The organism is Streptomyces sp. NPDC058375 (genome assembly GCF_042723425.1).
GTDB classification, from domain to species: Bacteria; Actinomycetota; Actinomycetes; order Streptomycetales; family Streptomycetaceae; genus Streptomyces; species Streptomyces durocortorensis.
The window spans coordinates 18,343-32,997 of record NZ_JBHXJG010000057.1 but is presented as its reverse complement, the minus strand read 5'-3'; the positions used below and the strand labels follow the sequence as shown (position 1 = coordinate 32,997).

15 protein-coding genes are annotated in these 14,655 nt (G+C 70.9%); 7 read left to right on the top strand and 8 right to left on the bottom strand.

The window, feature by feature from the left end; all coding sequences use genetic code 11:
• Positions 1-598, top strand: a 598-nt coding sequence (locus tag ACFWM7_RS12740) for a sensor histidine kinase (RefSeq protein WP_383259112.1), incomplete at its 5' end; no start/stop codon positions are given.
• Positions 599-761: 163 nt separating this feature from the next.
• Here the strand turns inward: ACFWM7_RS12740 and ACFWM7_RS12735 are convergent.
• From ACFWM7_RS12735 to ACFWM7_RS12720, 4 genes are all read right to left on the bottom strand, one after another.
• Complete coding sequence (locus ACFWM7_RS12735; protein ID WP_383259107.1) at positions 762-2,462, bottom strand: methylmalonyl-CoA mutase; 1,701 nt, start codon at positions 2,460-2,462, stop codon at positions 762-764.
• A gap of 96 nt (positions 2,463-2,558) precedes the next feature.
• Positions 2,559-2,885, bottom strand: a complete 327-nt coding sequence (locus tag ACFWM7_RS12730; protein WP_383259105.1) for a DUF3817 domain-containing protein — start codon at positions 2,883-2,885, stop codon at positions 2,559-2,561.
• Between the two features lie 68 nt (positions 2,886-2,953).
• Complete coding sequence (locus ACFWM7_RS12725) at positions 2,954-3,463, bottom strand: MarR family winged helix-turn-helix transcriptional regulator (RefSeq protein WP_383259101.1); 510 nt, start codon at positions 3,461-3,463, stop codon at positions 2,954-2,956.
• A gap of 10 nt (positions 3,464-3,473) precedes the next feature.
• Complete coding sequence (locus ACFWM7_RS12720; protein ID WP_383259095.1) at positions 3,474-4,751, bottom strand: MFS transporter; 1,278 nt, start codon at positions 4,749-4,751, stop codon at positions 3,474-3,476.
• An 88-nt stretch (positions 4,752-4,839) separates the two neighbouring features.
• Between ACFWM7_RS12720 and ACFWM7_RS12715 the strand changes: the two genes are divergently transcribed.
• Both ACFWM7_RS12715 and ACFWM7_RS12710 read left to right on the top strand, forming a co-directional pair.
• Positions 4,840-5,823 (top strand): DUF5937 family protein, encoded by a 984-nt coding sequence (locus ACFWM7_RS12715; RefSeq protein WP_383259088.1) that lies wholly within the window; start codon positions 4,840-4,842, stop codon positions 5,821-5,823.
• Between the two features lie 166 nt (positions 5,824-5,989).
• Entirely contained in the window at positions 5,990-7,039 is a 1,050-nt protein-coding gene (locus ACFWM7_RS12710; RefSeq protein WP_383259085.1) for a glycoside hydrolase family 6 protein, read from the top strand.
• A gap of 18 nt (positions 7,040-7,057) precedes the next feature.
• On the opposite strand, the gene ACFWM7_RS12705 is transcribed toward ACFWM7_RS12710, so the two are convergent.
• The 4 genes from ACFWM7_RS12705 to ACFWM7_RS12690 all read right to left on the bottom strand — a co-directional run bounded on the left by ACFWM7_RS12705 (position 7,058) and on the right by ACFWM7_RS12690 (position 11,653).
• Complete coding sequence (locus ACFWM7_RS12705) at positions 7,058-9,013, bottom strand: galactose oxidase-like domain-containing protein (protein ID WP_383259079.1); 1,956 nt, start codon at positions 9,011-9,013, stop codon at positions 7,058-7,060.
• A gap of 3 nt (positions 9,014-9,016) precedes the next feature.
• Positions 9,017-10,828: a glycosyltransferase family 2 protein gene (locus tag ACFWM7_RS12700; RefSeq protein WP_383259076.1), complete on the bottom strand. Its 1,812-nt coding sequence runs from the start codon at positions 10,826-10,828 to the stop codon at positions 9,017-9,019.
• Positions 10,829-11,012: 184 nt separating this feature from the next.
• The gene (locus tag ACFWM7_RS12695) at positions 11,013-11,306 is read right to left on the bottom strand and encodes an MTH1187 family thiamine-binding protein (protein WP_215107058.1); all 294 of its coding nucleotides are present in this window, start codon (positions 11,304-11,306) and stop codon (positions 11,013-11,015) included.
• Positions 11,303-11,653, bottom strand: a complete 351-nt coding sequence (locus ACFWM7_RS12690) for a DUF3817 domain-containing protein (protein ID WP_383259072.1) — start codon at positions 11,651-11,653, stop codon at positions 11,303-11,305. Before ACFWM7_RS12690 ends, ACFWM7_RS12695 begins: the two co-directional genes overlap by 4 nt.
• 233 nt (positions 11,654-11,886) lie before the next feature.
• Here ACFWM7_RS12690 and ACFWM7_RS12685 point away from each other — a divergent pair, with 233 nt between their 5' ends.
• From ACFWM7_RS12685 to ACFWM7_RS12670, 4 genes are all read left to right on the top strand, one after another.
• Entirely contained in the window at positions 11,887-12,519 is a 633-nt protein-coding gene (locus tag ACFWM7_RS12685) for an AIM24 family protein (RefSeq protein WP_383259120.1), read from the top strand.
• Positions 12,519-13,169, top strand: coding sequence for an AIM24 family protein (locus tag ACFWM7_RS12680; protein ID WP_383259069.1), 651 nt, complete (start codon positions 12,519-12,521; stop codon positions 13,167-13,169). Before ACFWM7_RS12685 ends, ACFWM7_RS12680 begins: the two co-directional genes overlap by 1 nt.
• Before the next feature lie 83 nt (positions 13,170-13,252).
• Positions 13,253-14,026 (top strand): AIM24 family protein, encoded by a 774-nt coding sequence (locus ACFWM7_RS12675; protein ID WP_383259065.1) that lies wholly within the window; start codon positions 13,253-13,255, stop codon positions 14,024-14,026.
• 149 nt (positions 14,027-14,175) lie between these two features.
• Positions 14,176-14,652: a MarR family winged helix-turn-helix transcriptional regulator gene (locus tag ACFWM7_RS12670; RefSeq protein ID WP_371625958.1), complete on the top strand. Its 477-nt coding sequence runs from the start codon at positions 14,176-14,178 to the stop codon at positions 14,650-14,652.
• The last annotated feature ends 3 nt before the right edge of the window (positions 14,653-14,655 follow it).

Here is a 14,655-nt window from a genome sequence, read left to right as displayed (position 1 = left end):
GCCCGCGCAGCGCGCGCGGGCGTCGGGGGCGCTGGGCCGGGGGATCCGGGAGGTGACCGGGCTGGTGAACGACCTGATCGAGCTGGCCCGGGACGAGGAGCCGCTGCCGCTCCTGGAGGAGGTGCGGATCGCGGAGGTGGCGGAGCACGCGGTGGCGACGGCCCGGACGCACTGGCCGCAGACGCGTTTCCTGCTGGAGGCGGGGGCGGGGGCGGCGGAGGCGGTCCGGCCCGGGGTTCCGGCGCGGCTGGCCCGGCTGCTGACGAACCTGCTGGACAACGCGGCCAAGTTCAGCCCGCCGGGTACCCCGGTGGAGGTCGGCCTGACCGCCTACGAGGACGGCCTTGAGCTGACGGTCCGGGACCACGGGCCGGGCATCCCGGCCGCCGACCTCCCGTACGTCTTCGACCGCTTCTACCGGGCCGAGGCGGCGCGCGCCCTGCCCGGCTCGGGCCTCGGCCTGGCGATGGCCCGGCAGATCGCCCGCGCGCACGGGGCGGAGCTGACGGCGGGGGCGGTGCCGGGCGGCGGGGCGCTGTTCACGCTGACGTTCGGCCCGGAGGGTCCGCCGGGGAGCGGGGCCGGTGAGGGCCCGTAGCGGGCCGGGCAGGGGCGGCGAGGCCGGGGAGGACCCGTGAGCCGCGCCGAGCGGTGACGGGCAGGGGCGGGAGGACCCGTGAGCCGCGCCGGGCGGTGACGGGCAGGGGCGGGAGGACCCGTGAGCCGCGCCGAGCGGTGAGGGGCCCTCCTCACCCCGGCTCTCAGAAGCCCGGCGGCTCCGTGTAGACGCCCCACTCCTCGCGCAGCACCCCGCAGATCTCGCCGAGCGTGGCCTCGGCCCGTACCGCGTCGAGCATCGGCGTGATCATGTTCGAGCCGTCACGGGCGGCGGCGAGCATCGCGTCCAGCGCGGCGGTGACCTTGGCGTCGTCGCGGGCGGCCTTGCGGTCGGCGAGCTGGCTGACCTGGTCGCGCTCGACCTCGTGGCTGACCCGGAGGATCTCCAGGTCGCCGGTGACCGAGCCGTGGTGGACGTTGACACCGACGACCCGCTTGTCGCCCTTCTCCAGGGCCCGCTGGTACTGGAACGCGGACTCGGCGATCTCGCCGGTGAACCAGCCGTCCTCGATGCCGCGCAGGATGCCGGAGGTCATCGGCCCGATGGGGTGCTGCCCGTCGGGGTGGGCGCGGGTGCCGCGCTCGCGGATCTGGTCGAAGATCTTCTCGGCCTCGGCCTCGATCCGGTCGGTGAGCTGCTCGACGTACCAGGAGCCGCCCAGCGGGTCGGCCACGTTGGCCACGCCGGTCTCCTCCATCAGCACCTGCTGGGTGCGCAGCGCGATCTCGGCGGCCTGCTCGGAGGGGAGCGCGAGGGTCTCGTCGAGGGCGTTGGTGTGCAGCGAGTTCGTGCCGCCGAGGACGGCGGAGAGCGCCTCGACGGCGGTCCGTACGACGTTGTTGTACGGCTGCTGCGCGGTGAGCGAGACCCCGGCGGTCTGGGTGTGGAAGCGCAGCCACTGGGCCTTGTCGGTCTTGGCGCCGTACGTCTCCTTCATCCAGCGCGCCCAGATGCGGCGGGCGGCGCGGAACTTGGCGATCTCCTCGAAGAAGTCGAGGTGCGCGTCGAAGAAGAAGGAGAGGCCGGGGGCGAAGGTGTCGACGTCCAGGCCACGCGAGAGGCCGAGCTCGACGTAACCGAAGCCGTCCGCCAGCGTGTACGCCAGCTCCTGCGCGGCCGTGGCTCCGGCCTCGCGGATGTGGTAGCCGGAGACGGAGAGCGGCTTGTAGGCGGGGATGGAGGCGGCGCAGTGCTCCATCAGGTCGCCGATGAGGCGCAGATGGGGCTCGGGCTGGAAGAGCCACTCCTTCTGCGCGATGTACTCCTTGAAGATGTCGGTCTGGAGCGTGCCGTTGAGCACGCCCGGATCGACGCCCTGGCGCTCGGCGGCGACCAGGTACATGCAGAAGACGGGGACGGCCGGGCCGCTGATCGTCATGGAGGTGGTGACGTCGCCGAGCGGGATGTCACCGAAGAGGATCTCCATGTCGGCGGCGGAGTCGATGGCGACCCCGCAGTGGCCGACCTCGCCGAGCGAGCGCGGGTCGTCGGAGTCGCGGCCCATCAGCGTCGGCATGTCGAAGGCGACGCTGAGGCCGCCGCCGCCCGCCGCGAGGATCATCTTGTAGCGCTCGTTGGTCTGCCGGGCGTTGCCGAAGCCGGCGAACTGGCGGATCGTCCACGTACGGCCCCGGTAGCCGGTGGGGTGCAGCCCGCGGGTGAAGGGGTACTCCCCCGGCCAGCCGATCCGCTCGAATCCCTCGTACGTGTCACCGGGGCGGGGCCCGTACGCGGGCTCGACCGGATCCCCGGAGAGCGTGGTGAAGTCCGCATCACGCTTGCGGGCCTTGTCGTAACGGGCCTGCCAGCGGAGGCGGCCTTCCTCGATCGCGTCAGCGTCCATACCCTCGAATTTACTAGGACGTCCTAGTAAATGTCGATGGCAAACCGCCCGGCGCTTTGCGCGCGGGGCGGTTCGGGTGATCCGGAAGCCCGGGCCTCAGGCCTTGGCGGGGGTCGGCACCGGGTCGGTGACCAGGGCGCGGGCCTCGCGGCTGACCTTCGGTTCGACGAAGAACGAGGCGAAGGGGATGCAGCCGGCGGCCAGCACCCACAGGAGCTTGCCGAAGGGCCACTTCGCCTTGGAGCCGAGGTCGAAGGCGAAGACGACGTAGACGATGAACAGCACGCCGTGGACCTGGGAGATCAGCATGGTGTCGCCGGTCTCGAAGCCGTACTTCGCGATGATCGCCACGGTGAAGACGAGCAGCCAGATGGCGGTGACGTAGGCCATCACCCGGTAGCGGGTGAGCACGTTCTGTTTCATGGCATCGAGCGTAACGGGACGACCGGGGCGATCTTCGCGCGACCCCTACCCCGGGGAGCGGGGAGCGCTCACTTCTCGTCGAAGTCCTTGGCCGCCACCCGCAGCGGGCGCAGCATGGCGAAGATCTCGGCGCACTCCTCGGAGTCGTACACCCCGAGACCGAAGTCGACGGCGACCAGGTCCCGGGTGGCCGCCTCGACGACGTCGCGGCCCTTGTCGGTGATGGAGGCGAGGGTGCCGCGCCCGTCGTTGGGGTTGGGGCGCTTGTCGACGAGACCGGACTTCACCAGCCGGTCCACGGTGTTGGTGACCGAGGTGGGGTGCACCATCAGCCGCTCGCCGATCTTGGACATCGGCAGCTCACCGGCCTTGGAGAAGGTGAGCAGCACCAGCGCCTCGTACCGGGCGAAGGTGAGCCCGTACGGCTTGACGACGGCGTCGACCTCGGCGAGCAGGATCTGCTGGGCCCGCATGATCGAGGTGATCGCCCCCATCGAGGGCACGGGCCCCCAGCGCTGCTGCCAGAGCTCGTCGGCGCGGGCGATGGGATCGAAGGGAAGGCTGAGCGGCTTCGGCACGGCACCGACCTTACCGACTGGTCACATGCCGGTCAGCCCCGTCTCGTCCTTCGGTATCGGACACCCGCCCGGGGGCCGTCCTGCGGACCTCGGCGACGAGCAGGAGCGCGCAGACGGTACCGATGATTCCGGATCCGGCGACCACTTGATGGACGGGGAAGAACTCGGCCGCGAGCCCCGCCAGCGCCATCCCGAGACCCTGGACGGTCATCAGCCCGGCGGTGAGCAGCGTCATGGCCCGGCCGCGCAGTTCCTGGGGCACGGCGTCGACGAACCACTGGTCGAGCCCGATGACGTACGCGGCGCCCGCGCCGGCCAGCGCGAGGGCGGCCAGGGCGAGCGGCAGCCCGGGGCGGATCGCGTACACGAGGAGTGGGAGCAGGCCGACGGCGGCGACCGGAAGGACGATCCGGGAGCGGTTACGTGGGCTGAGCGCGGCACCCACGAACAGTTCGGCCCCGATGTGCCCGACGGCCATGGCGCAGAACAGCAGGCCGAGGGCGGCGGGCGAGGCCCCGATCGCGTCGGCGTACGGGGCGGCGAGCGCCTCCGGAGCCACGACGAACATCGCGGGCAGCCAGAGCAGCAGCATCAGCGCCCGGATACGGCGGTCGCCCAGCACCAGGCGGGCCCCGGAGAGCGACTCCTTCAGCAGGGTGCCGCCGCTCTCACCGCCGGTGCGGGCGGGGCGGTCGCGGGTGCCGAGGCGGAGCAGGGCGGCCGAGCAGAGGAAGGTCACCACGGTGACGGTGATCGCGCCGCGCGGGGACAGCACGGTGAGCAGCACCCCGCCGGCGCCGAACCCGATGAGCATCGCGCTCTGCGAGACGATCCGCAGGAGGGAACGGCCCAGCACGTAGAGGTCGCCGTCGCCGAGGATGTCGGTGAGCGCCGCCATCCGCGTCCCGGTGAAGACGGGGGCGATCGCGGCGATCAGGCAGCGCAGGGCGAGGAGTCCGGCGACCGGGGTGGCGGGCACCAGCATCACGGCGACGCAGGCCGCGCAGAGCAGATCGCAGACCACCAGGACGCGGCGGGCCGGGTAGCGGTCGGCGACCCCGGCGAACAGGGTGCCGCCGACGAGGTACGGGAGCAGGCCCAGTGCGAACGTCAGGGCGCTGAGCAGCGGGGAGCCGGTGAGGTCGTAGACGAGCACGGTGAGCGCGAGTTCGCTGACCATGACGCCGAGCAGCGAGAGCAGATGGGCGGCGAAGACGGCCCGGAACTCGACGACGGCGAACACCGCGCCGTAGCCGGCGGACGGGGTGGAGGAGGGCACCTGGGACATGAGGAGAGCCTGGGGCGGGACGGTCGTGGGCCCTAGACTTTCGGCTGGGGACGAATCTTCGCGGCCGGTTACCGGAGGGGGCACCAGCGTGCCGTTCCAGTTGCACTTCGGCGAGAGCGATCTGCTGCGCTGCCGGTTCGCGCTGTCACCGCTGTTCGAGACCCAGGAGGCGGTGCGTACCCTCTCCCGCCCCTACCGCCACGGCTACCACCTGCCGTGGCTCCGCCGGATCCGGGAAGCGGCCGCGACCCTGGACCTGGAGCCTCTGTGGCTCTTGATGCCGGACGCCGGCCACAACCCGGACTTCATCTGCCCTCCGCCCATCGGGCCGCTCGCGACGTTCGAGGAGGAGATCGCGGCCGTCCGGGCGGTCGATCCGGAGGTGGCACGGGCCGACATGGCGCTGGCCCTGGCGGACCGGCCCGGCGGGACCGCCTCGGCGGCGGGGCGGCGACTGCTGGCCGATCCGGCGCGGTCCGTGGGCGAGCTCGCCGAGCTGCTGGAGCGGGCCTGGCAGGTCCTGATCGAGCCGTACTGGCCCCGGCTCAGGGCGCTGCTGGAAGCGGACATCGCCTACCACTCCCGGCGACTCGCGGACAGCGGCCTGGAACAGCTGCTGGGCGAGGTGAGCCCGCGGCTGAGCTGGAACGGTTCGACGCTCACCCTGGCCGGAACTCGGGGCGACCACCGGCGGGTGCTGGGCGGGCAGGGCCTGGTGCTGATGCCGAGCGTGTTCGTCTGGCCGGAGGTGGTGGGCGGTCACGAGGAACCGTGGCAGCCGGCGCTGATTTATCCGGCGCGCGGCGTCGGCGGGCTGTGGTCCCACAGCGGCGACCGGACACCCGAGGCGCTCGCCCGCCTGCTCGGCCGGGTCCGGGCCGACGTGCTGTGCGCCCTGGACGAACCGGCGGGCACCAGCACCCTGGCCCACCTGCTGGGCCTCGCGCCGTCGTCCGTCTCGGCCCAGCTGTCCGTGCTGCGCGGGGCCGGGCTGCTGACCTCGCGGCGTTACGGGCACCAGGTGCTGTACGAGCGCACCCCGCTGGGGATCGCGCTGGCCGCCACCGACTGAGGCGGCGCGGCGCCCGAGGAGGGCCGTACAGGTCACGGACGGTGTCGTGCCACCACTCCTCGTAACCGTTATGCCACGATTGCCCGTGTTTCCCAACCTTTCCCCGCATTCCCCGTGTTCCCCGTGTTCCCCGTGTCCGTGAGCCACCGCCGTCCGAGGGGTCTGGATGTCCGGCCGCAGCATCGTCCCGCGCGCTCTCCCCCGTACCGTCCACGTCCTGGCCGCCCTCGCCCTGGCGACCGTCCTCACCGCGGGGTGCTCGACGCCCCAGCCGCGTGTCACCCAGGCCGCCGAGGAGGGCGACGAACTCGTCCGGGGAGAGCCCGCCCCGAGCGCGGCCTCCCCGTACTGGGTCGACCCGGACAGCGACGCGGCCCGCCAGGTGCGCGCCTGGGAGAAGGAGGGGCGCGACGCGGAGGCGAAGATCCTGCGGCGGATCTCCGGGCGGCCGGTGGCCGACTGGCCCGCGTGGGACGACCCGGCCCCGGGGATCCGGGCCGCCGCGAGGTCCGCCGCCCGGACGAAGAAGACCATCTTGCTCGTGGCGTACAACATCCCGCACCGCGACTGCGGGCTGTACTCCGCGGGCGGCGCGAAGGACGCGGACGCCTACCGGTCCTGGATCGGGGAGTTCGCCGACGCCATCGGGGACGCGCCCGCGACCGTGATCCTGGAGCCCGACGCCCTCCCCCACATCACGGACGGCTGCACCCCGCCCGAGCACCACGCCGAGCGCTACCAGCTCCTCTCCGAGGCGGTGGACACGCTCAAGGCCCGGCCGAACACCCAGGTCTACCTGGACGCGGGCAACCCGGACTGGATCGACGAGCCGGCCAAGATGGCGCAGCCGCTGCGGCAGGCGGGCGTCGACCGGGCCGACGGCTTCTCGCTGAACGTCTCCAACTTCCAGTCGAACGACAGCGTCAAAACGTACGCGGGGCAGCTCTCCGACGCCGTGGGCGGCTCCCACTTCGTGATCGACACCAGCCGCAACGGCAACGGCCCCCTGTCCGGGGGCCGTGACGAGGCCTGGTGCAATCCGCCGGGCCGGGGGCTCGGCACGCCCCCGACCACCGACACCGGCGACGACCGCCTCGACGCCTACCTCTGGATCAAGCGGCCCGGCGAGTCGGACGGCCCCTGCCGGGGCGGCCCGCCGGCCGGCGACTGGTGGCCGGAGTACGCGCTCGGCCTCGCCCGACGCGCCGCCTCCTGAGGCACGGGGGAAGCGCCCTCAGGCGACCTTGACCCACTTCGCCTCGGAGGGGATGCCGTCGGTGTCCGTGACGAAGAGCATGTACCAGCCGGGCGGCACCAGCGTGGGGTCGTCCGGCACGGTCACGCTCACCTTGCCGTCGCCCTTCTCCAGGCCCAGCTCGATGGAGCGCTGCTCCACGTCGGTGGTGTGGGTGACGGCGCTCGGCCGCATCAGCCGGGCGGTGGCGATCCGGTCCGCGTCGGCGCTCTCGTACGCGACCGTCGTGCCGCGCTCGGCGTCCCCGGGGCCGTTCCCGATCACCGGGCGCTTGTCCTTGCCGCGGTGCAGGGCGGGCGGGGTGTAGACCTCCATGCGCTGCTCGAACTTGCCGAGCTTGGTGTTGTCCTTGTCGCCGTAGAGCGAGTCGGAGCCGAAGGTCGCCACCCGCCCGTCGGGCAGCAGCAGCGCCTCGGAGTGGTAGTTGCGGCCCACGGTCGGCTCGGCGGCCTCCTTGAAGGTGTTGGTCTTCGGGTCGTAGGACTGCGCCTTCAGGATGTTGCTGGCCCCGCGGCCCCGGTAGTCCTCGGATCCCCCGCTGGTGAAGACGGTGTCGTCGGGCATGATCACGCTGTTCAGGTAGCGCGTGCCCTGCGGCAGGTCGGGGCCCGCCTCGAAGGCCGGGCTGTCCTGCTTCAGGTCGATGACCGCCGTGCGGGCCGTGGACTTCTTGGACTCGCCGACCCCGCCGCCGCCCAGCACCATCACCTTCTGGTCCTGCACGGGCGGCAGCATCAGCGAGGCCGCCGTCTCCAGCTGGTCGGTGTCGGTGAGGCCGGGCACCTTGGTGAAGGTGTTCTTCTCCAGGTCCCAGATCCCGGGCTCGCGCCCCTTGTCCGCCGGGCCGTAACCGGCGTTGGCGCCCGGGTAGAAGAGCTTGCCGCCCTTGGTGAGGAAGAGCGCCGGGTAGGTCGGGAAGTAGTGGAAGGGGCCCTTGCCCCACTTCTTGGTCTTCGGGTCGTAGATCTCGTTGTCGCCCGGCAGGATCGCGCCGACGTCGTCGAGACCGGAGACGGAGAGCACCCGGCCGTCCTCCAGGCCGACGAGCGTCGGGTACCAGCGGGCCTCCTTCATGGGGTCGACCCTGATGTACTTCTCCGCCGTCGGGTCGAACTCGTAGGCGGCCCGGATCCCCTGGAAGTCCTGCTTGTCCATGGTGATCTTCTCGGCGAGGCCGTAGGAGTTCTTGGCCTCCTTGCCCTTCAGGCCGACGATCTCGTACTGGGCCGCGTCCGTGGCCACCGCGTCCGGGCCGTCGTCCACCGCCTCGACGAAGACCCGCTGTTCGGCGGCGGTCACCTTCGTCTTCCACGGCTTCATCTGGCCGCTCTCGAAGTAGTCCACCTCGAACTCGCGCTTGGCCTTGGGCACGGTGACATCGAACTTGGCCTCGTACTCGACGCCGGAGGGCGAGCGGAAGACCGTGCCCTTCTTCAGCTTCAGCGGCTTGTCCGGGTTCTCGTTCTTGACCCGCATCCCGCCGCCGGCCCGCTCCACCTTGTCGTCGAGCACCTCGTAGCGGGCGGTGCCGCCGGCGATCAGGAGGCGGCCGTCGGGGAGCTGGGCGTGGCCGCCGCAGAAGAAGTCCTCGGGGGTGGGGATCTTCTGGAAGGTGTTCTCGGCCGGATCCCACAGCACGGTGTCGAAGGTGCCCTCGTCGAAGTTCTTCTCGTCGTTGCCGGAGCCCGCGACGATCAGCACCTTCCCGGTGTGCAGAAGGGCCGCGTGGATCGCGTTGGTGCGGTACTCCTTCGGGATGTTCACGCGCTCCCAGGAGCCGTACTCCGCCTTGTACGCCGGCTGGTCGATCTTGTACGCGTGGTACCTGTCCTCGGCGAAGGACAGGGCCGCGGGAGCGTTCAGCCCGGCGAGCAGCACCACCGCGCCGCCGCCCAGGAGCGTCTTCCTCATCTTCTTCGAGGGCCGGTAGGCCATGGGTCAGTTCCCTCCTGCGGTGGTGGTGGCGGTGGTGCCGGCGCTCGCCGTGGTGGTGGCCGGCGGGGCGGGGGCCGTGGTGACGTACGCCGGCTCGGGCGGCGGGGGCGCCGGGACGGGGACGGCACGCGCGGCCTCGGCGCGCTTGTCCTGCCGGACGGTCCAGGCCCACACGGCGACCGGGGAGAGGGATATCGCGAGGCCGAGCGTCGCCCAGGTCCGCATCGCGACATGAGTGTGGTCGAGGTAGACGGACGCGGCGAGCGAGGAGAGCAGGAGGGCCGCCCAGGAGAGATGGACACGGAAGGTGAGCAGCCGGTCCGGGGATGCCTGGCCGCCCTTGGGCGTGACGACGAACCGGCCGTCGGTGCGCAGCACGGCCGAGCCGAGCGACTTGAGGTAGATCGGCGCGGAGAGCGCGGACATGGCCATGCCGGCGAGGCCGCCGGAGCCCTCGGGTTCGTGCGGCGAGACGTTGTGCCGGCGGTTCCAGAGGTAGAGCCCGATCTGGAGGGCGGCGGCGTCGCTGTAGAGCATCAGCCAGATGGAGGCGGCGACCTGGGTGCCGGACGCCCCGAACCAGAGGAACAGCACACAGCTGAGGATGCCGAGCAGCCAGTTCACGGCGGTCATCGGGTAGTAGACGAGCATCAGCGTGTAGCTGAGGAGGCGGCCGGGAGGCACCCGGAACAGCGCCTTGCCGTACTGCTTGAACAGCGTCTCGTACGTGCCCCTCGACCAGCGCAGCTGCTGGGTGAAGAAGTCCGTCCAGGAGGCGGGGCCCTCGCCCACGGCGAGCACGTCGGGGGTGTAGACGGAACGCCAGTAGTGCCCGGTACGCGGGTTGCGGCGGCGGTGGATCTCGAAGCCGGTGGCCATGTCCTCGGTGATCGAGTCGTACAGCCCGCCGACCTGCCGCAGCGCGGCGATGCGCACGACGTTGTTGGTGCCGACGAACATCGGAGCGCCGTAGCGGTTGCCCGCGCGCTGGATCAGGGCGTGGAAGAGGAACTGCTGCGACTCGGCGGCCTTGGTGACGGCCGAGTCGTAGTTCCCGTAGACCTGCGGTCCGACGACGAAGGCGACGTCCGGGTCGCGGAAGTAGCCCATCATCCGTTCCAGGAAGTTGGGCATCGGCACATGGTCGGTGTCGACGGAGGCGAAGAAGTCGTAGTCGCCGCCGTGCAGGGCGATCCAGGCGTTGTAGTTGCCGTGCTTCGTCTTCGCCTTGTGGACGCCCTTGTCGCGATTCCACTCGGGAACCCCGCGGCGGGTGAAGTGGTGGACGCCCAGCTCCGCGCAGAGCATCCGGGCCCCGGGGTCGTCGCCCTCGTCGAGCAGCCAGACGTCCATCGGGCCGGAGTGGGTCAGGCGTACGGCGCCCTTGAGGGTGGCCCGGACCATGGAGAGCGGTTCCTTGCCGGGGACGTACGTGGTCAGGAACGCGACCCGGGTGCCGGGTTCGGGCGTCACCGGGACGGGATCCCGCGCGACGAGCGTGGCGTGCGCGATGGAGACCACGTTGACCAGCATGAACAGCTCGATCAGGGCGATCGACACCAGCATCACGGTGTCGGCGACGACGAGCCAGCGCTCCCCGTTCTCGCGGTCGGTCCAGTGCGTGGGCCAGACCAGGTACAGCAGCAGGATGCCGGTGAGCACCGGGGCCAGCGTCATCAGCAGGACGGCCCTTATTCGGTGCTTCTCCGTCGAGAGCAGGCTCTTGTACCGCACCCGGTACCCCGTCGGATCCGGCTCCGTGAGCGGACCCGCGAGCCGGCTGTAGGTGTCGTAGTCGTAGCCCTCCGACCGCACCGTGCCTCCCACTGTCGAACGGGTTGATATCCCCACAGAAGGGGACGGCTAACGGCGTGTCGACTTGGCAGGTCCGAGTGAGCGGTTTTCGATCCGGAGCCGGAAAAGCCCCCGGCCGTGTGGCGCCGGGGGCTCTTCGGGTGAACGCGGGTGCAGGCGGGGACGTCCCCGCGCGGACGGGGCGTCAGGAGGCGAGATGCCGCTCCACGGTCTCGACCTTGGAGGTCAGACCGTCGGTGACGCCGGGCCGGATGTCGGCCTTCAGCACCAGGGAGACCCGGCCGGCGCGGGCCTCGACGGCGGCCACGGCGCGCTTGACGACGTCCATGACCTCGTCCCACTCCCCCTCGACGGAGGTGAACATCGCGTCGGTGCGGTTGGGGAGCCCGGATTCACGCACGACCCGTACGGCGTCGGCGACGTACTCCCCGACGTCCTCACCGACACCGAGCGGGGAGACCGAGAACGCGACGATCATGCGCTGACCGTTCCCTCGCGGCGGGCGCGGGCGGCGATGACGCCGTCGGCCTCGTATTGCTTGAGCCGCTTGTCACCGTAGAGTCCGCCGAAGGGGATCAGGGACAGGACGAAGAAGAGGGCGACGCGCCCCAGCGGCCACTTCGCCTTCACCCAGACGTCGAGCAGGAACACGGCGTAGATCACGAAGAGGATGCCGTGGATGAGGCCGAGCGGCATCATCAGGAAGTCGATGTCCGAGACCCGGCTGAGGACCGAGCCGAAGAGGATCAGGGCGGGGAAGGACAGCGCCTCGGGAATCGAGATGAGGCGCAGCCGGTGCAGGGCGGAAGCGGTCTTGATGTCCACAGGGGCACCTTCGGTGGGAGGGTCGGCAGGGCTTGTGAAGCCAGGCACAAGCCGCCCCCATTGTGGCATCGCGCCGGTACGCCCCCGGTGCCGGGGGCCACCCGGAGCGCGGGCGCGCGTATCGCCGCATATCAGGGCCGGGCAGGGCGCGCATCAGGGGAGCATCGGGGGCGTAACGGTTCCGCGGGATCTGGCCCGGGCGGCGGGCGGAGGGCTACCGTCGTGGCGTGGCGATGTTCCGACTCCAAGGCAGCAAGACGCTCGCCGTCGATCTGACCGGCGACGCCGTCAAGGCGAAGAACGGCTCGATGGTCGCGTACGACGGCCGGATGACCTTCAAGAAGATGTCCGGCGGCGGTGAGGGGCTGCGCGGCATGGTGACCCGTCGGCTGACCGGCGAGCAGATGACCGTGATGGAGGTGTCCGGGCAGGGCACCTGCTACTTCGCCGACCGGGCGAGCGAGATCAACCTGGTCTCCCTGCACGGCGACACCCTGTACGTGGAGGCGAGCAATCTGCTGGCCACCGATTCCGGGCTGCGCACGGGCACGACGTTCACCGGGCTGCGCGGCGGGGCGAGCGGCAACGGCCTGTTCACCACCACGGTGGAGGGCACCGGGCAGGTGGCGATCATGTCGGACGGGGCGGCGGTGCTGCTGCGGGTGTCGCCGCAGTATCCGCTGATGGTCGACCCCGGCGCGTACATCGCCCATCAGGGCCGGCTCCAGCAGAGCTTCCAGGCGGGGGTGAACTTCCGGACGCTGATGGGCGAGGGCTCCGGCGAGGCGTTCCAGATCCGATTCGAGGGCGACGGCCTGGTCTACGTCCAGCCCAGCGAGCGCAACACCGTCGGGGGCGATGTCTGATGCCGTTCCGCGAGATCAACTCCAAGATGGTCGAGGCCACGCTCGCCCCGGGCCAGCAGCTGTTCAGCCAGCGCGGCGCGATGCTGGCGTACCGGGGCGAGGTGTCCTTCACCCCGAACATCCAGGGCGGCCAGGGCGGCGTCGCCTCGATGATCGGCCGGCGGGTGGCGGGCGAGGCGACCCCGCTGATGACGGTCGAGGGGTCGGGCACGGTGATGTTCGGCCACGGCGGCCACCACATCCAGGTGATCAACCTGTCCGGCGACACCCTGTACGTGGAGGCCGACCGGCTGCTCGCGTTCGACGGGACGCTCCAGCAGGGCACGATGTTCATGGGCTCGCAGGGCGGGGTGATGGGCATGGTGCGCGGCCAGGTGACCGGTCAGGGCCTGTTCACCACCACCCTCAAGGGGCACGGCGCGGTCGCGGTGATGGCGCACGGCGGGGTGATCGAGCTGCCGATCACGCCGGGCCGGGACGTCCATGTGGACCCGCAGGCGTACGTCGCCCACCACGGGGACGTACGGAACAAGCTGTCCACGGCCGTCGGCTGGCGGGACATGGTGGGGCGGGGCTCCGGCGAGGCGTTCCAGCTGGAGCTGAGCGGGAGCGGCGCGGTGTACGTCCAGGCATCCGAGGAGAAGCTGTGAGCACGCCCGTGATCGAGGAGAAGTCGTGAGCACGCCCGTGGTCGAGGAGAAGTCGTGAGCACGCCCGTGGTCGAGGAGAAGTCGTGAGCACCCCTGTGATCTTCGATCCGATGACGCTGCCGTCGGACGACAACGTCAACTCCTACACCTTCTGCGTGGAGCTCAAGGGGAGCCGGTGGTTCCTGCAGAAGGGCAAGATGATCGCCTACTACGGGCAGATCAACTTCGACGGCATCGGGCACGGGCGGTTCGAGCGGCTGGTGCGTTCCAGCTTCCATTCGCCGCTGCACGCGAGCGACTGGGTGGTGGCCGAGGGCAGCGGGAAGATGCTGCTGGCGGACCGGGCGTTCGATGTGAACTCCTTCGACCTGGAGGACGGGAACCTGACCATCCGGTCCGGGAACCTGCTGGCGTACCAGCCGACGATGGCGCTGAAGCAGTCGATCGTGCCGGGGTTCGTGACGCTGATCGGCACGGGGAAGTTCGTGGCCGCGTCCAACGGTCCGGTGGTCTTCATGGAGCCGCCGCTGCGGGTGGATCCGCAGGCGCTGGTGGGGTGGGCCGACTGCCCCTCCCCCTGCCACCACTACGACCACGGGTACATGACGGGCGTGGTGGGCGGGATCCGGTCACTGACGGGGATCGGCGGGACGTCGGGCGAGGAGCACCAGTTCGAGTTCGTCGGGGCGGGCACGGTGCTGATGCAGTCGTCCGAGGCGCTGTTGGCGGAGCAGGCGACGGGCTTCGTACCGAACGAGCCGGGTGTTCCGGGCGGCCCTGGCGGTGGGGGGCAACACGGATCCGCCCCGCGCATGCCCGGCCAGCTGGGGGACCTCCAGCGTCGTTTCGGCTTGTGAGCGGTAGTCTGCGGAGTGTGACGTCGAACGTCTGCGCCCAGCCGTCGGTGCTTGCCGACCGGGCTGTCGGCACTCCGGCGGGCCGGGGGTGCCGGTCGTCACACTCCCCCATTTCGTCCGGCTTTCAACTTCTTAGGTAGAATCCATATATGGAGACCGAGACGGCCACCCGCTGGCTGAGCGACACGGAGCAGTGCGCCTGGCGCACCCACCTGGACGTCAGCAGGCTGCTGATGCACCAGCTGGAGAAGGACCTCCAGCCGTTCGGCCTGACCATGAACGACTACGAGATCCTGGTCAACCTCTCCGAGTCGGACGACCAGCGGATGCGGATGAGCGACCTCGCCGCCGCCACGCTCCAGTCCAAGAGCCGGCTTTCGCACCAGATCACCCGCATGGAGACCGCGGGTCTCGTCCGGCGTACGCACTGCGAGTCGGACCGGCGCGGACTGTTCGCGGTCCTCACCGAGCACGGCGCGGAGACCATGCGCAAGGTCGCCCCGCACCACGTCGACTCGGTGCGGCAGCACTTCATGGACCTGCTCTCCCCCGAGGCGCTCGCCGATCTGCACGCGGCGCTGACCCCGATCGCGGAACACCTGCGGGGCAAGCGCGGCAAGCTGTAACAG